At 33.7% G+C, this 19,112-nt stretch carries 10 protein-coding genes; 3 read left to right on the top strand and 7 right to left on the bottom strand.

The genetic code is table 11. From position 1 onward, the window contains the following. Window positions 1–106 precede the first annotated feature (106 nt). Genes Q0772_RS03275 through uvrC form a run of 3 tightly spaced genes read right to left on the bottom strand, consistent with a single transcriptional unit; the run spans window position 107 to window position 4,544 of the window. Window positions 107–2,347 (bottom strand): patatin-like phospholipase family protein, encoded by a 2,241-nt coding sequence (locus Q0772_RS03275; protein ID WP_298340323.1) that lies wholly within the window; start codon window positions 2,345–2,347, stop codon window positions 107–109. 16 nt (window positions 2,348–2,363) lie between these two features. After that, window positions 2,364–2,708, bottom strand: coding sequence for a hypothetical protein (locus Q0772_RS03280; protein ID WP_298340325.1), 345 nt, complete (start codon window positions 2,706–2,708; stop codon window positions 2,364–2,366). A gap of 42 nt (window positions 2,709–2,750) precedes the next feature. Beyond that, on the bottom strand, window positions 2,751–4,544 hold the full coding sequence (uvrC, locus tag Q0772_RS03285) for an excinuclease ABC subunit UvrC (RefSeq protein ID WP_298340328.1): 1,794 nt from the start codon (window positions 4,542–4,544) through the stop codon (window positions 2,751–2,753). 88 nt (window positions 4,545–4,632) lie between these two features. On the opposite strand from uvrC, the gene rimK reads away from it, so the two are divergent. Genes rimK through Q0772_RS03300 form a run of 3 tightly spaced genes read left to right on the top strand, consistent with a single transcriptional unit; the run spans window position 4,633 to window position 7,051 of the window. Next, complete coding sequence (gene rimK / locus Q0772_RS03290; protein ID WP_298340330.1) at window positions 4,633–5,508, top strand: 30S ribosomal protein S6--L-glutamate ligase; 876 nt, start codon at window positions 4,633–4,635, stop codon at window positions 5,506–5,508. After that, window positions 5,509–6,483, top strand: coding sequence for a succinylglutamate desuccinylase/aspartoacylase family protein (locus Q0772_RS03295; RefSeq protein ID WP_298340332.1), 975 nt, complete (start codon window positions 5,509–5,511; stop codon window positions 6,481–6,483). Between the two features lie 4 nt (window positions 6,484–6,487). Next, window positions 6,488–7,051, top strand: a complete 564-nt coding sequence (locus tag Q0772_RS03300; RefSeq protein ID WP_298340334.1) for a 5-formyltetrahydrofolate cyclo-ligase — start codon at window positions 6,488–6,490, stop codon at window positions 7,049–7,051. Window positions 7,052–7,259: 208 nt separating this feature from the next. On the opposite strand, the gene Q0772_RS03305 is transcribed toward Q0772_RS03300, so the two are convergent. The 4 genes from Q0772_RS03305 to Q0772_RS03320 form a co-directional block, all read right to left on the bottom strand. After that, window positions 7,260–7,880 (bottom strand): lipoprotein signal peptidase, encoded by a 621-nt coding sequence (locus Q0772_RS03305; RefSeq protein ID WP_298340336.1) that lies wholly within the window; start codon window positions 7,878–7,880, stop codon window positions 7,260–7,262. A gap of 130 nt (window positions 7,881–8,010) precedes the next feature. Beyond that, complete coding sequence (locus tag Q0772_RS03310; protein WP_298340338.1) at window positions 8,011–8,388, bottom strand: TraR/DksA C4-type zinc finger protein; 378 nt, start codon at window positions 8,386–8,388, stop codon at window positions 8,011–8,013. A 6-nt stretch (window positions 8,389–8,394) separates the two neighbouring features. Then, window positions 8,395–11,793, bottom strand: coding sequence for an isoleucine--tRNA ligase (gene ileS, locus Q0772_RS03315; protein ID WP_298340340.1), 3,399 nt, complete (start codon window positions 11,791–11,793; stop codon window positions 8,395–8,397). Between the two features lie 219 nt (window positions 11,794–12,012). Further along, window positions 12,013–18,618 carry a LamG-like jellyroll fold domain-containing protein gene (locus Q0772_RS03320; protein ID WP_298340342.1) on the bottom strand — a complete coding sequence of 2,202 codons (6,606 nt, stop codon included), beginning with the start codon at window positions 18,616–18,618 and terminating at the stop codon, window positions 12,013–12,015. Between the last annotated feature and the right edge of the window lie 494 nt (window positions 18,619–19,112).

The raw sequence follows: 19,112 nt of genomic DNA on the forward strand, positions 1-19,112 counted from the left end.
CAAAAAGGCTTCATAGTTTCACAAATATCGTGAAAATTCTTGAGAAAATGTGATCGTGTAAAGCATCATAAGATTTACACCTTCGCCTAAGTAGTAAATACCACGATTAAAACCAAAAACCTACATTAAAAAACAACGTACCCTCTCCCTGTTCTGGAGAATAACTGTATTTAGTTTGCACAGGACCTAAAAAAGTTTCTATGGCATAACCAATAGCATATCCTCTATAGTCTGGAAGCGTAAACCACTCACCAGTATCAAAAATATTATCATCAACATTTGCCCAATTACCCTCTAATGTAATGTGATGGTGTTTTATAAACTCGAAATCTGCAACTACAGAGGCTTTTACATAACTATTTCCTGATAAGGAGATAAAATCGTACCCTAAAAAAGGAATAAAATTATTAATAAAATTATTTCCATAACCTCCCAAAGCAAAATCTAAAGACTTATTTGATTTGTCTCCAAATTTAAATCCACCACTACTACGCAAATTAAGTGCTATCTTATCTGAAACACCAATAGCGTAGCCCACTTCAGCTTTAGCGATAGAAAACTCTTCAAAATCATCTACAATACCTGATCCATTAAAATAAATATTTAAACCGCCATTAAAGTAAACTCCTTTTTTAGGAAAATATTTATTATCATAAGTATCAAATTTTAAATTTCCAAAAACACTAAGGTAATCCGAACTTTCTATTATAAATTCTTCATCTGGTGTATCCCCAGGAATCGTTTCAGAATCTATCATTAAACGTTTATGTTCCAAACCTAATGCTAATGAAAAATCTCGCCTAAAAAGTGTTTTCAAATAAAATTGATTTGTTTGGTCCCTGAGCTTAACATCCATTTTGTTTAATCCCATATTTGATATAACATCTTCTTCTAAAAATAAAGCAGCACTTATATTTTTATTAAACTGATTATATCTTGATCTTAAACCTACACTCCAATAAAATCCTTTATCAATTAAATAATCAAAATTATATCTTATGTTATCTCCTAAAATAATATCAAGCGAACCAACATCATTTTTAAATAATAAGCGTTTTTTAGTTAGGTTTACAAGCGCTGCACTCTTGTATAAATCATCATAATGTAAACCAAGTTTTAAAAACGTATTTACTTGTGCCTCTTTTACCCTAGCTACTAAGTCATAGCCTATTTTGTTTGGGCTATCTTTTAGTTCAAACTCAAAAGCATCAAAGTTATTTGTTGCCACAAGATTATTTAAACCTTTAGTAAAATCTCTATAACTTACTTTTTTCTTTTTCTTAATTTTAAGTTTTCCTAGCACATAGGCTCTAGTATAATTTTCTAGACCCTTAATTTTTACTCCATTTATAGTAACACTATCTATCCGCTTCAGTTTAATTTTTTGATTAATATTAGGTTTGGAAGAAGCTACTTTTTTTAAACCACTAAGCTTTGTTATAGCAGCATATCTTCCAGATTCAATAATATCGTTTCCTTGATCAAAAGACACCACATTGAAATCTTTAATATTAGGTTTTATATAGATATCGGTTTTCTTAACCTTAGTCTTCATAGCATTAATCGTCCTGAAATTATTAATTTGAAGAAGTACTTCAGGTGCAGATGTTAAATCATCACGAGCTGCTAAACCATCTTGTACATCCACACCAATAATAACATCCATACCTTTTTCACGTAATTCATCAATGGGATAATTATTTACCACACCACCATCAATTAAAATCTCATTATTAATTGTAACAGGTTGAAAAAGGGAAGGTAATGCGCCACTTGCCATTATAGATTGTGTCAAATTACCTCTATCTAAAACTACTTGCTTTCCGTTTTCAATGTTTGTGGCAATACAGAAAAAAGGAATAGGCAACTTGCTAAAATCATTGATAGTATTAACATGAATAAGCAATTTTAAAAGTAAACTGTATGTATTATGCCCTCTTGAAAGTGCAGATGGTAATTTGATTTTAAAGTTTTCAAAAGGCAGTTTTACCGCATATTTCTCCATGTTATCCCGCTCACTAAATGCTGTGGAGGACCGTGGTAAATCGTCATTAATAATCGTATCAAAATCGACGTTTTGAAAAATTGAATCTAGCTGTTTTCCTGAATACCCTGAAGCATACAAAGCACCAATTATAGAACCCATACTGGTACCGGCAACATAATCGACTTTTACACCTAAGCTATCAAGAACCTTTAAAACCCCAATATGTGCTAATCCTTTTGCACCACCACCACTTAACACCAAACCTACTTTTGGTCTAGTATTTTCCTTTACTTCATTTTGCGCTTTCGCGGAAAGTGAAGCGATTAGAAATAGGGTTAATATTATTGGTTTTAGGTTCAAGTTTACTTTTTCTTATTTAAGTGGTTATTTTATCTTTAATTAACTTCACAATTGTTTCAGCTTTTTCAAAATCTACATTTTGCAACCATATTTTTAAAGTATGATTTACCGTTTTTAATTTTATGTTAGCCTCATTTTTATAATTTTCTCCACCTCCACTTGCAACAAATAAATCTAAAATCCAACTTAAAGTTGTAACAAACCAATCTGTTTTTTTGGGAGTTAACTCAATATTTATAATATTTTTAAATGAAAATGATCCACAATTTTTTGACCGCGAAGCATCTGTAATTTCAATACCTAATCCATCTAACTTTATTTTTAGTAGTGGTTTATATCTCAACTCAAAAGTTTCTGTCATTTAAATACTATAATTCTATCTTATTTCAAACCCACTAGTTTTTTACTTCTCATGATAATAATTATAAACCTTTTCAGCACGCGACACCCCAACAACTGCCTCCAGTTCATCTAACTTAGCATTAGCTACACGTTTAGCTGATTTAAAATGCCTTAGCAATTCTATAACCGTTTTCTCACCAACGCCATTTATGGTTTCTAGCTCTGTGTTTAACGCTGTTTTACTACGTTTATTTCTATGATGTTCGATTCCGAAACGGTGGGCTTCGTTTCGTAGCTGTTGAATAATTTTTAGGGTTTCGCTTTTCTTATCTAAATATAAAGGAATTGGATCGTTAGGGTAAAATAATTCTTCCAAACGTTTTGCAATTCCGATAATAGCAATTTTCCCTCTTAGATTTAAAGCATCTAAACTTTTTAATGCAGATGATAGCTGCCCTTTTCCACCATCAATAATAATGAGTTGTGGCAACGGCTGCTCTTCTTCCAATAAACGCTTGTAGCGTCGATAAACCACTTCTTCCATAGATGCAAAATCATCTGGACCTTCTACGGTTTTTATATTGAAATGACGATAATCTTTTTTACTAGGTTTTCCATTTTTAAAAACCACACAAGCAGCTACAGGATGCGTTCCCTGTATATTTGAATTATCAAAACACTCAATGTGTCGTGGTTCTTCTGAAAGTCTTAAATCGCCTTTCATTTGTGCCATAATACGATTGGCATGCCTATCTGGGTCAACGATTTTCATTTGTTTAAAACGCTCCATTCTAAAATACTTGGCGTTTCTGAGTGATAAATCTAAAATATGCTTTTTATCGCCTAACTTTGGCACGGTTACTTTTACATCTTCTCCCAACTCAACTTTGAAAGGCACATAAATTTCTTTGGAATTGGAATTAAAACGCTGCCTAATTTCTGTAATAGCGAGTTCTAACAATGCTTTATCGGTTTCGTCTAATTTTTTCTTAATTTCAAGTGTGTGTGAACGGATGATTGAGCCATAAGACAATTGTAAAAAGTTGATATAACCATAACTCTCGTCACTCATTATGGAAAATACATCTACGTTGCTGATTTTTGGGTTAACTATCGTTGATTTTGCTTGATAATTTTCTAAAACCTCAACCTTCTCTTTTATTTTTTGAGCCTCTTCAAACTGCATGTTTTCAGCAAACTGTTTCATTTGCGTTTTAAACTGGGATAAAGAATCTTTAAAATTGCCTTTTAAAATTTCTTTTATGGCTTTGATGTTTTTATTGTATTCTACTTCAGTTTCTAAACCTTCACAGGCACCTTTGCAGTTTCCTAAATGGTATTCTAAGCACACTTTGTATTTGCCTGCATCTACTTTTTCTTCGGATAAATTGAAGTTGCAGGTTCTTAAGCTATAGAGTCCTCTTATTAAATCTAGAAGTGTATGTACTGTTTTTACACTGGTGTAGGGGCCAAAGTAATCACCACTTCCTTTAAATACTCTGCGCGTAGAAAACACTCTAGGGAAACGTTCTTTTTTGATGCAAATCCAAGGGTAAGACTTATCATCTTTCAACAACACATTATATCTTGGCTTGTGCTTTTTTATAAGGTTGTTCTCTAATAAAAGTGCATCTGTTTCAGTTTCTACAACGATGTGCTTTATGTTGGCAATTTTTTTTACCAGTACTCGGGTTTTGCCATTTTCGTGGGTTTTGGTAAAATAGGAACTAACACGTTTTTTTAAGTTTTTTGCTTTCCCAACATAGATAATCGTCCCTTCTTTATCGAAATATTGATAAACTCCAGGTTGATTTGGTAAGGTTTTTAATTGTATCTCTAAATCGGGGGTATTCATGTCATGTAAAGGTATATTAAATTCTAGATAATGTGAAAATTCGTCTCTCTTTTTTAGTATATTGCATAGAAAGGCTAAACCGCTTTTAATGAATATAGTTATACTCTCCAGAAATCCTAATTTATACTCTACCGACCGTTTAGTTGAAGAAGGTGAAAGAAAAGGCCATAAAGTAGAAGTAATAGATCCGCTTAAATGCGATATTATTATCGAAAAGGAAAAACCAACCATCTATTATAAAGATAGATATTTAGACTATGTTGATGCCATCATTCCAAGAATTGGAGCTTCAGTTACGTTTTATGGATGTGCCGTGGTACGGCAGTTTGAAATGATGGGGGTTTTTACCATCGTTACTTCAGATGCTATACAACGTTCCAGAGATAAACTACGGAGTTTACAACGATTAAGTAAAGCAGGTATTGGTATGCCAAAAACCGTTTTTACAAATTACTCAAGGGATGTAGAAGAGGTTATTGAGCATGTTGGCGGAACCCCTGTAATTATTAAACTTTTAGAAGGCACACAGGGTTTAGGTGTCGTTTTAGCTGAAACTAAAAATGCAGCCGAATCCGTTTTAGAAGCTTTTAACGGCTTACAGGCAAGAGTAATTGTTCAAGAATTTATAAAGGAAGCTGGTGGTGCTGATTTACGTGCTTTGGTAGTAGACGGGCAAGTTGTAGGCGCTATGAAACGCCAAGGTAAAGCAGGTGAATTTCGGTCTAACTTACATCGTGGTGGTTCAGCAAATATTATAAAACTAAATCATGATGAACTAAAATTAGCCATGAATGCCTCAAGAGCACTTAAATTACCCGTTTGTGGCGTAGATATGTTACAATCTGCTAGAGGTCCTTTGCTATTAGAAGTTAATTCTACACCTGGTTTAGAAGGTATTGAAACTGCCACAGGACGAAATATCGCTAAGGCTATTATACGTTTTATTGAAAAAAACAGACAATAAATGACGCAAATTAATAATGGAACTTTAACTATTCTTGGTGAAACAATTGAGCTTGGTGAAAGTAGAGAAGTAAACTTTGATGTTGCAAATTTGCACACCTCTACGCCAGTAAATGTTCCCGTAATTATAGAACGCTCTAAAAAACCCGGACCAACCGTTTTATTTACTGCTGGCATTCATGGAGATGAAGTTAATGGTGTTGAAATTGTACGACAACTTATTGCTAAAGGTATAAACAAACCTAAATGCGGTACTATTATTTGCATGCCAGTAATTAATATTTTTGGATTTATTAATTTGAAACGTGAATTTCCTGATGGTCGTGATTTAAACCGTGTGTTTCCAGGAAGCCCTTCGGGTTCGCTTGCAGGACGTGTCGCTTATAAATTGATACATGATATTATTCCGCATGTAGATTTAATTATGGATTTTCACACAGGAGGCTCGGGTAGGTTTAATGCTCCACAATTACGTTATTCCAAAGAAAATAAAGAGCTTAACGATTTAGCTAAAGTATTTGGGGCACCTTTTGTGTTATACTCTAAAAATTTATCAAAATCTTTTAGAACCACTTGCTATAAACTTGGAAAACCACTTTTGCTTTTTGAAGGCGGAAAATCGTTTCATATTGATGATATTGTTACCAATTCTGGTGTTAATGGCTCCAAACGTGTATTAAAACATTTAGGCATGTTAAAAACCGTTTTTAAATCGTCTAGACCTAAAAAAGAAACAGTTTTTATAAATGAAAGCCGATGGCAACGTGCAAAATATTCTGGTATGTTTAAAGCATCAGTAACTATTGGAACATACGTAGAAAAAGAAGATTTAATAGGGAATATTACAGATCCTTACGGAAAGTTCAACTATTTTGTTAGAGCTTCAAATAGCGGATATATTATAAATGTAAATGAATCACCTATTGTTTATCAAGGTGATGCATTGTTTCATATTTCTACAGAACTTAAAAAGTAGAATTATGACTAAAACTGAGCTTCGAAAAACATATAAAGCTTTACGAAAAGACTTGTCTTCTGAAACTATCGAAGATTTAAGTTTAGCCATTTCCAATCAGCTTTTAAAAATTCCTATTTGGGAATATTCGTTTTACCATATTTTTTTAGCTATTGAAGCGCAAAAGGAAGTGAATACCGATTATATTTTGAATATTTTATCGGGTAAAGACAAGAATGTCCTGATTTCTAAAAGTGATTTTGAAACAGGAGAAATGACGCACTTTTTGTTGACAGACAATACCGTTATTAAAAAAAACAATTATAATATTCCTGAACCTGTTGATGGGATTGAAATTACTAATGATAAAATTGAAGTTGTTTTTATTCCGCTTTTAGCTTTTGATAAACAAGGAAATCGCGTAGGCTACGGGAAGGGCTTTTATGATCGGTTTTTAGCAAATTGCAAACCTGAAACTATAAAAATTGGATTGTCTTTTTTTGAAGCTGAAGTTGAAATTAGTGATGTTTTTGATGGGGATATTGGGTTGGATTATTGTGTGACGGCTAATAAAATTTATCAATTCTAACTATTTTTTTTCTTAACAAGACATATTATCATTGAAATTAAAGTTAGAATGGCTAAAATTATTATCCCAGTTATAACTAACTTAATCCAAATTTCAACATAATTTAACTCTGGCGCTATAGTCCTTAAAACTAATTCTGCTGAGAAACACCAAATAATTGATAGCGCTATAAGCACTGCAAAGTGAAGTAATATTATTTTCCAATTTTTCACTCTTTCGAAAATGCCTTCTTATTAAACACAATAAGCATAATAAAACCAGTACTTATAGCCATATCTGCTATATTAAAAACAGGATCGAAAAAGCTAAAGCGTTTTCCGCCGTAAAACGGAAACCACTCGGGTAAATCTACTTCAAATAATGGAAAATGAAGCATATCTACAACTTTACCATGTAGTAAACTATCATAACCTCCTAATTCAGGTAAAAATGTTGCTACTTGACTATAACTATCATCAAATAAAACACCATAAAATACAGAATCTATTATATTCCCTAAAGCACCAGAAAAAATTAAAGCAATGGCTATAATTAATATTTTAGAACTCTGTTTTTTTGTAGCATCGTAAAGCCAATATCCAATACCAAAAATAGCAACTACCCTAAATAGTGTCAAGATTACTTTGGCTGTTCTATCTGAAATAAACGACGCAAAATCGCTAATTTTTGTCCCCCAAGCCATTCCATCATTTTCAACAAATATGATTTCAAACCAACTAAAAACATCAATACTTTCTTGAAGTACAAAATTGGTTTTAATGTATATTTTACTAATCTGATCGATTAATAAAATGATGATGATTAGTGCTATGGATTTTTTTAGTGACATAAAATTTATTTAAGACCTTTCAACTTTAGTCTATGCTAAGCGCAGACAAAGTACTCAAGGCGACAAAAATGTTTAAATAAAAAACGTCTCGGATTAAACGAGACGTTTCAAATATATTATTTTAACAAAATTATTTTTGCATGTTCTTTGCTTCAATACTTAACGTAGCATGTGGCACAAGCTCTAAACGTTTTTTGTTAATTAATTTTCCTGTTACTCTGCATACCCCATACGTTTTATTCTCAATACGGATTAATGCATTTTTCAAATCACGAATAAACTTTTCTTGACGAATAGCGAGTTGCGAATTAGATTCTTTACTCATTACCGCACTGCCTTCATCAAAAGCTTTAAATGTTGGTGATGTATCTTCTGTACCATTATTATGGTCGTTCATATACGCACTTTTAATCAACTCTAAATCGTGTTGTGCTTTTTCTATTTTTTCTGTTATCAATTCTTTGAATTCTGCTAAATCAGCATCTGAATATCTTACACTGTCTGCCATAATAATTTAATGTTTTTGAATAAATAGCTTGGTATTTACATCGTCAAAAGCAATTTCTATACCATCTTCTAATTTATCTATAATTTCAAGTTCATTTGTTAATGTTTCCGATTTGATATAAGCTCTATTCGCATCAACTGCATTTACAATCTGATCATCTTTTTGAAGAATAACATCAATTCTGTCTGTAACTTCAAAACCTGAATCTTTTCGTAAATTCTGGATTCTATTAATCAGTTCTCTTGCAATACCTTCTTTTCTTAAATCGTCAGTAATTGTTACATCTAAAGCCACTGTTAAAGCACCTTCATTTGCAACTAACCACCCCTCAATATCTTGAGATGTAATTTCCACATCTGTAAGTTCTAAGGTAATAGTTTTTTCGTTTACTTCAACGTCTAAAATACCCTTTTGTTCGATATTTTTTATATCATCAGATGTAAAGTTATTAACTACCTGAGCTACAGCTTTCATGTCTTTCCCGAAACGGGGTCCTAACACTTTAAAATTAGGTTTAATTTGTTTTACAAGAATATCTGAAGCATCTTCTAAAACTTCAATTTCTTTTACATTTACCTCAGATTTTATAAGGTCTGATACTGCTAAAATCTCATTTTTCTGGGATTCACTATTTATAGGAATCATTATTTTTTGCAGCGGTTGCCTTACTTTTATTTTCTCTTTTGCTCTTAACGATAAAACTAAAGAGGATATTGTTTGAGCACTTTCCATCTTGTTTTCCAAAGACTTATCAACATAAGTTTCATCAAAAACAGGGAAATTTGCCAAATGTACACTTTCAAATGCTTCTTTCTTGGTTGCTGCATTTAAGTCTAAATACAACCTATCCATAAAAAATGGTGCAATTGGTGCTCCCAATTTAGCAATAGTAACCATACAAGTATAAAGTGTTTGGTAAGCTGAAATTTTATCTTGTTGATAATCCCCTTTCCAGAAACGTCTTCTACTTAAACGTACAAACCAGTTACTAACATAATCTTGTGTGAAATCTGAGATTGCTCTTGCTGCTTTTGTAGGCTCGTAATCTGCATAAAACGCATCAACTTTTTGAATTAGTGTATGTAATTCTGAAAGTATCCATCTATCTATTTCGGGTCTTTCACTTAAAGGAATATCAGCTTCACTATAATTAAAGTTATCTAAATTCGCATATAGTTGAAAGAATGAATATGTATTATAAAGTGTTCCGAAAAACTTACGTTTTACTTCTTCAACACCATCCAAATCGAACTTTAAGTTATCCCAAGGGTTTGCGTTACTAATCATGTACCAACGTGTGGCATCTGCACCATAATTTCCTAGAGTTTCAAACGGGTCCACAGCATTTCCTAAACGTTTGGACATTTTTTGCCCATTCTTATCTAATACTAATCCGTTTGACACCACGTTTTTATAAGCTACAGAATCAAAAACCATAGTTCCGATAGCATGAAGCGTATAGAACCACCCACGAGTTTGGTCGACACCTTCAGCAATAAAATCTGCTGGATACGTTGTGCCTTTATCAATTAAATCTTTATTTTCAAACGGATAATGCCATTGAGCATAAGGCATAGAACCCGAATCGAACCAAACATCAATAAGATCGTTTTCGCGGAACATTTCTTGACCTGTTGGGGATACTAATACAATATCATCAACAATGTTTTTATGCAAATCGATTTTAGCATAGTTTTCTTCGGAATTATTTCCCACTTCAAAATCAGCAAAAATATCTGCTTTTAAAACTCCAGCTGAAACAGCCTTAGCCATTTCAGATTTCAACTCTTCAACTGAACCGATACAGATTTCCTCTTTACCATCTTCAGTTCTCCATATTGGTAATGGAATTCCCCAATAACGAGAACGTGATAAATTCCAATCATTAGCATTTGCTAACCAATTTCCAAAACGTCCAGTACCTGTTGATTTTGGTTTCCAGTTTATAGTTTCGTTAAGTTCAAACATTCTGTCCTTAACATCAGTAACTTTTACAAACCAAGAATCTAATGGGTAGTATAGAATAGGTTTATCTGTACGCCAGCAGTTTGGATAACTGTGTTTATACTTTTCAACCTTAAAGGCTTTATTTTCTTCTTTTAATTTTATGGCAAGTTCAACATCAATAGAACGTTCTGGTGCTTCACCATCTGTATAATATTCGTTTTTTACATATTTACCAGCAAACTCTGCCATTTCTGTCCTGAATTTCCCTTGTAAATCTACCAGAGGAACCAAATTATCGTTCTCATCTTTTACCAACATTGGAGGAACTTCAGGTGATGCTTGTTTTGCAACTAATGCATCATCTGCTCCAAAAGTTGGTGCGGTATGTACTATTCCTGTTCCATCTTCAGTAGTAACGAAATCTCCAGAAATTACTCTAAAAGCATCTTGGGGATTATCGTTTGGCAAGGCGTATTTTAAAAGTTGCTCGTATCTAATTTCCAGTAAATCTTCACCTTTACATTCGGCAGCAATTAAAAAAGGGATTTTTTTGTTTTCTTTTGAATAGCTTGATAATTCTGAAACATCTTCTGTTTGCTGATACTTTCCTGTAAACTGTTTTCCAACTAGATTCTTAGCCAAAATAACGTGAATAGGCTCAAAAGTATATTGATTATACGTTGCCACTACAACATAATCAATCTTAGACCCAACAGTTAACGCCGTATTACTTGGTAAGGTCCAAGGTGTTGTAGTCCAAGCTAGAAGATGTAAATTATCGAATTTTTTTAAGAATTCTGGTAACGTGTTTTCAACTGCTTTAAACTGAGCAACTACAGTAGTATCTGTTACATCTTGATAGGTTCCTGGTTGGTTTAACTCATGTGAACTTAAACCGGTACCTGCCTTTGGAGAATACGGTTGTATAGTATATCCCTTATATAACAAACTTTTATTATAAATCTGCTTTAATAACCACCAAACAGATTCCATATATTTAGGCTCATAAGTAATGTATGGATCATCCATATCTACCCAATAACCCATTTTCTGAGTTAGGTTATTCCAAACATCTGTATAACGCATTACTGCTTTTCTACAAGCTGCATTATAATCTTCAACAGATATAGTTTTTCCAATATCTTCTTTGGTAATTCCTAATTCTTTTTCAACACCCAATTCAATTGGAAGACCATGAGTATCCCATCCTGCTTTACGCTTTACTTGATAACCTTTCATGGTTTTATACCTTGGAAAAATATCTTTTATAGCGCGCGCCAATACGTGGTGTACACCAGGTAAACCATTTGCAGAAGGTGGCCCTTCAAAAAACACATAAGATTCTGCACCTTCTCTGGTAGATACACTTTTCTCAAAGATGTTGTTTTCTTGCCAATATTGTAGTATGTTGTCTGCCACATTTGGTAAGTCAAGTCCTTTATATTCAGGAAATTTCATCTGATAATTTTTATTTTATTATAATAAGACAGATGTAAACTTTGGTGACAAATCGGTGCTAAACACAATCTTCTCTAAACCAAAGTTTTAGCGCTCATTTACTCTTATTTCTTATAAGTTCGCGAATTTAATGAATTATCCTTAAAACATTAATTTTAAAACCAAAAAAAAGACTACTTAAAATCAGTAGTCTTTTTCTAATTTTATTCTTTCTTATTATTATTTCACGATAATCTTTTTAGTTAACACCGCATTGGTTTCTGTTCGCATAGAAACTATGTAAGCACCTGTAGATATATTGTTGAACTGTATTCCATTTTCTAACTCTTCTCTTGACACATCTGTTAATTCCTTAACTGCCTGACCTCTCATATTCACTAAAGAAAACTTGATTACATCACTATTGAGTTTCTTTACATAAAACGTATTGTTCGTGTTCTTGAAATACATGAAGTTTTCTTTTGCTGTTGCAATATCTGTACTTAATGTTTGCGCTTCACTCTGGAAAACAATCTCAAACCTTCCATTGAATATTCCTTGTTCTGCTGTAAAACTATAAGCCAAATCCTGAGTTAAATCAAAATAGGTTTGTGTAAGATTGTCTCGTAGGTAAATCTCCTGATCTGATTCTACGTTCTCCATATCTGTAATTCTTATTTCAAAACTATTATCACCTGATGATCTGAAGTTTAATGGTATAACTTTATCTGATGTAATAACTGAATAAGCCTGCATGTTCATATTCTGCCCTTCCAAATCTAAATTCAAATCATTATTACTAGTCTCTGTGTTTTTAGCATCATATCCATAATCAAAGGCATCGGTTGTATAATCACTAAAACCTAATAACAACTCTCTTGTAGTCTCTGGTCCTGTAACTGAATTTAGCTCCAAACGTATCTTTTGCATACTATCTGAACCCGATTCCTTTCCTGATTTTGAATTTGATGTTTTTGTTTTTTCTTTTGTTGACTTTGAAAAAGTTGATCCATTACCATAAGTCCCATCTGCGTCTGATTCCTTGATGAATATACGCTGGCTGTTATTAAACTCTACTTGTCCATCTGCGATAATCTCTGCAATAAATCCTTGACCTACTGGCATGTATCTTGTTGGAACAATAGTACCGTCTTGATTACCATTGTGAGCCCCATAAAAACTCACAAATTGATACGCTCGTGTGGATCCTAGTTTATTTACTTGGGCATAACCGCCTTCGTACTCGCTAAGATTATGTGAATCGCCACCCCATTGTTGCCATAACTGTAAAGTACCATCTATAACACCTACATTGTCATCTATAAACTTATGAATATCTATAGCAGAGGCATAAGGGTTACCTAGTAAGTATTCTGTTTTTGTGTGGTTGGCCACTGAACCTGGACCGCCTACATCTTCTACATCTACTAGAATAGTACCGTTGTTGGGCTTGCCCTCAAATATGTATTGCTGTTCGGTACCTCCTGAACCTGTTCCTTTTTGGGTATAGCCTACGCCTGGGCTTAATGGTGTACTTGGGGATACCCATGCCCAATCCCAATATGTTTTTCCATTGACAAACTTATACAACCAATAAGTACTAATGCTACCGCTACCTGTATAATTTGAGGTGAACATACAGGTTGAGCCTGAACCATCCTTGAGCATATCTAAGCTAAAGGCCGAATTGTTAGCGTTATTGGTTGCCGCATTGTTATCTGTTAAACTCGTTGCGCCAGTGCTTCCAACAGGTGATGACCAATAATTATAACGGTATGGACTCGATGTTCCTTCCTGACGCCTTAGTATCTTGCCATCGGCTGATGTTACCAAATCACTCGTCTCGGTCTGGACTAATTGACAATCATCCTCCAAATCTAAGGTACCATTTAACTCCAAGTACCAATTATTAGTTACTGCCTTTTCGCTGTGAATCCGCAAGTTAGTGCCAGAATCTATTATTAAACCAGATGTTGATATATCGTGACTAGCTGTCACTTCATTAGATATATGCACTATACTCCAATCTTTATTATTGGCCGTATCCTCAATATCCCACACATCGCCATGTAACCATGTCCCTGTACTTGTCCATGCCCCATCACTTGAAGTCTCATAAGGCATTGGCGCCGTTTGCTCTTGTGCTGTTTGTATGTTTCTTAGAGATAGTGTTTTGTTATTTCCTGAGATGTCATCCGTTGTGTTATTCTTTATATCAGTCATCGGATAGTAGGCTATTAAACTACTCCAAGATACTTTTGATCCTGTACTACGTTCTTCTATATCTTTTGGAATGACACTTCCTCGAACATTACCGCCATTGTTCTCTATTTGCTGATAGACCATCTGTTGTACCTGGTCTTCGGTTAGGGAGACATCAAATACTCGAACCTCGTCTATGTTACCACTAAAATACTGAATCGTTGGTGTAATATCTCTTGATAAACGACCTACTTCAAAATTCCCATTCCATAAACTCGCATCGGCTTCTATAGTTTGACCAGAAAGTGACCCATCAGTAACTGTGGATATCATCTTTCCATCCACATATATAGATTGGGTTCCTGTGGCGCTTGAATATGTACCTGCTACATGATGCCACTCATCATCAATAATACTTATACCATTTATTACGTTTGTAGTTCCTGATGTTGTTCTAATACCAAATGCAAGTGTATTTCCATGCTTACGATATAATCGGCATGAAACATCCTCTCCAACTATAGTTCTATCTGTTACACCTGACAATGAGCTCAATTTTACCCAAGCCATTATAGTAACTTCACCTAACCCTTGCAATAAAGCTTCACCTTGTAAATAATCATCTACACCATCAAAATCTATGGTTGCTGAAGTTGGTGGATTAATATCAAATAAATCTCGGTAATCTAAATCGCCTCCTAATGTTAAATCAAAATCAGCATCAGGCAAAATTGATAAATCTGTAGGGTCTTCTATATCTTCATTAACATCCAAAGTAGCATCGTTTATCCCTGTAGTTTCAAAGGCATCATCTAACCCATCATTATCGGTATCTGTACCCAAGATAACATTTGGCATACCGTTTTCTTCGATATCTGGCGTACCATCATTATCTGAATCTAAATCTAAATAATCTGGCGTACCATCTCCATCAGTATCTTCTAATGATAATAATCCAACTCCATAATTATCATCTATACCGTCGTTGTTAACATCTGTAATTCCTGGACCATTACCACTTGGTGCTATGTAACCAATTGTAGGTTGTGCTTCTACATTATCTGGTATCCCATCGTCATCAGAATCAATATCTAAATGGTCTGATATTCCATCTGAATCAGAATCACAAAATTGATACACAGCTGTTAACGTAATTTCAGCAAAGTCTACAAATAAATAATCATCTGCATAATCATCTCCAATTATTATATTCCATGTTCCCACATTTGGAGCTTCGTGGTATAAAGATGTTAGACTATTTTTTGGCAAAAACGTACCAGATTGTGGTAGGTTGTATGTTGGATCTGCATCACTGGCAATTACTGCACCTGTACTATTAAATACTTGATCTACATCAATAAAAGATACCCCAGAACCAGCTCCAGAGCCATAATCTCCATAGTCGACGAAGTTAATAACTGCTCCGCTGGGTGATTTTAATCCAAAATATTTTTCGTCTGCATAAATAAGACCAGGTGAACCACTGCATTTATCTCCTGGTGTTCCAGAAAATATACCATCAAATATTTCAAATTTAATTCTTATTGATATATCAGTTACTCTATAACCTGCTGGTACAGAAAAACTTCCTATAACAAATTCTTCTTCATTTATTAACTTAGAACATGAAAGTCCATCAACAAAAATAGGACTAGCAATATCTCCACCAATTGTTTCAGTATACATAATTCCTGGACACTCATCAGTATCTAAAATTCCATCGTTATCATCATCTAAATCAACTATATCTGAAAGACCATCTGCATCTGAATCATTGTAAACTGTTACAGTAGCTATAGCTGAAGAACAGTTAGTGGCGTTTGCTACTTCGCAAATTTGATAAGTTACAGGGTAAGTTCCTACTGTTGTTCCTACTGGAACCATTATATTTCCGGATGTATCAATAGAAACTCCTGTCAATCCACCATCTGCTATAATAGATATAGTAACATCAGAATCTACTACAGGGGTTCCGTTCAATATATCATTTACAGTAGCATCTCCCGCAATTCCACCAGAAATATTTGTGACTGATGTATTATAAAAGGTGTCATCTACTGCCAGAATATTAATTGCATTTATAGTAATATTCCTTGAAGCTTTACATTGATTAGTTAAATAGTCTAATGCTATTACACTAAAATTATAAGTTCCTATTGAGGTTATTGGTTCAAGTGTTAAAGTAATAGAACCACCATCTCCAAAAACACTATCACTGATATCCATTTCTGAAGCATTTTCAATAAAATACAAGGTGTTTTCTGCAGAATTTGAGATAATTATACTTTGTGGTTGATTAGTAAAAACAGTGTAACTAGTTTTATCTGTATTAGGCGCACTAGGTCCAAAACAAGGAATAGAATAAGTAGAAGGACAAATAATTTCAGCTGTATTGGGTTCTTTAATTCCAATACTTAAAACACCTCCTTCATAAATTTGGTTTGCTAATGTAGTGTTTACTGGAACAGACCAAGTTGTTCCAGAAGTAGTCACTTCACCCAAATAATATCCATCTATATATAATGAAACTATCGTATTTGCAATTGCACTTGCTAAAGTCCCATTAACAGCTGTTGTATTTATATTGGTTATAGGGCTTATGGTTCCGCAACGCAGATTAGAAACGGGTGCAAGTGCTGTAACTAAATTAGAATTCCCACTAGTACCACAAGCTGTAGTTAAAGTAGCATAGTAAACTATTCCTGCAACAGGAGCTGGTGAAGACAAAGTCCAATTTCCTCCTGCACCTACCGTGGTAGTTCCTAATAATACATTAGTCGCATTATCATAAACATTAATTGTTCCTCCTTCAACAGAAGCACTTCCTTGTAGTGGGCTTCCTGCAACTACATTACCATTATCATTATATATATATGGTGATAGCACATCACAAATCACAGTTCTTTGAACAGGAATTGAACATTTATCTTGAGTGGAATCATTTGTGCTTGATAAAACTGCTCTAACTTCCACCACATCCCCTACTTGTAAAAATGAATTGGTAGTGTCATAAGAATATGTTCCTACTGCTGTTGCTGTTGTAATACCCAAATTTATTGGAACAGCTGAGCCATTTTTATACACTACTAAAATTACACTAGAATTTGCAGGTGCAGCACCAGTTATCTCAGAAGTATTTGGTGATATGGGATTAGTTTCTATTGTTGCTACTGGTGTATCTGGTTCAGGAGTATTATTTACATAAGTACAAAATTCATAACATCTAGATTCACATTTTCCAGGTTCTTGATAGGTTATAAAATAGCTTCCAGCTGGTATATCACCTCCAGAAGGACCAGAACAGGTGTTACCAGTATTATAAGCGCTTCCATCCCAACCCCATTCTGTAACTGATGTAGCAAATGTATGCTCAAATTCAAGAACGATGCCTCCAGAACCACTATATCTATAAACTCTTGTTGTAACACCAGCAGGAATAACAGTTCCTGTAATAGCATTATTAGTTCCTATTTTAATTCCTTTATGTGTTGTACAAATATCGTAAATATCAAAACAGCTAGAAGTTTGATTGCATGCAACATCGGTAGATACTTGTACATTATTGCTATCATAACAAGCAGCTTCTCCAGTACTTACAGCAGATGCATAAATAACATCACCGCTTGCAAGTGCGCTAACAGATAAATTCCAGCTTCCTCCAGATGTTGCTGTAGTTGTTCCAATAAGAGTTCCGTTTTTGTATACGGTAATCGTTGCTATACTTTGTGTAGAATAACTTGCGCTTGTCCAGCTTCCAGAAATGGTTGTTGCTCCTGCCGTAATAGGAGAATTTACTGTTGGTGCGTTAGTACAAAGTCCTGTAGGACAGGTTCCATCTAGTATTTGCTGAGGTGTACAAGGCGGTGTAACTATTAGATTTCCTGAAGGATACTTATCCGAAGAAGGCCCACATAATGACGGTTTAGGAGCCATCACAGTAGCTATATCATATCGTAAAGGCGTACTGCTTGTTAAAGGCGTGCTTCCACCTGAAAAGGCGGATAATGGCACATAAAAATCAATAAAATAATCGCTATCACCATCATTATTAGTTAATGCCACTGAGGTTTGAACATGCTGTGGATTAGTTAATAAGGTTCTTTCCCATAGAAGATTACAGCTATTTCCATTATTAACGTCATAAATAGAAATAGTGAATCCTGTTTGCACAACAACTTCATATTCAAATCCTGGATTGGATGTAGTATATGTGGGATCAGAAACCCCAAACTTACTATCTGTATCTATTAAAACACTATAACCTTTAGCTCCCGCAACAATATTACCCAAACGAAATCTTGTTAGTAAATTAGTACCATCAAAATATTGATAAAATGCATGTCCATTTTCATCTTGAACAAAGTCGCTAAACCCACCACTAGGTCCCATTGAAATGTCTCCTGAAGATTCTTCAGAAATAACTGGAACAGAATAATATGGGATCTCACTTGCTAATCCTATATCTGTAGTTGTAAACCCAGTATTGGTTGCAGAGACATATCCATCACCATTAGGGTCTAAAACAGAAGATAAACTTTGAGGAGGAATATTTCCTGCCCCATCTCTTACAATTAAACCTGGTGTTTGTGAAAACACAAAAAACGGTAAAATTAAAAATACAACATAAAGTAATTTTATTTTCATGATTAATTGATTTAGGTAACCTTATATTAAAGATATGATTCGAAAACTTTTACCTGTTAAATATTTGAATAAATACAAAGTCATCATTCATTGATGTATAAACTCATTATAAATTTAGACTCATTTAACACAGATAAGTCACTCTACAATAAGATATGACATGATATTGTACAAAGCATTCAATTCTAAAATGATTTTGAAATTAAACTTGAGGGAAGAATATTTCGTTTATTAGAATTTTAAAATTCTAATAAAAATAACATACAATAATACATCAAAAAATCGACAAAAGTTAAAAAAAATCGGATTAAAATACTTTTTTTAGCGACAAAATGCATATCATCGAAAAAACAATAAAGATCCTATAAGAACAGTTTTGTTACTCAAAACCTTCGTTTAAATAAAAATTAAATCAAAAAGTCTATAAAATTTTCAATTTTAGAAATTCATTGAGTTTTAAGTGAAATCTATTGTTTATGCTAACAGAAAATGTA

The organism is uncultured Algibacter sp. (assembly GCF_947490405.1).
Classification (GTDB): Bacteria; Bacteroidota; Bacteroidia; order Flavobacteriales; family Flavobacteriaceae; genus Algibacter_B.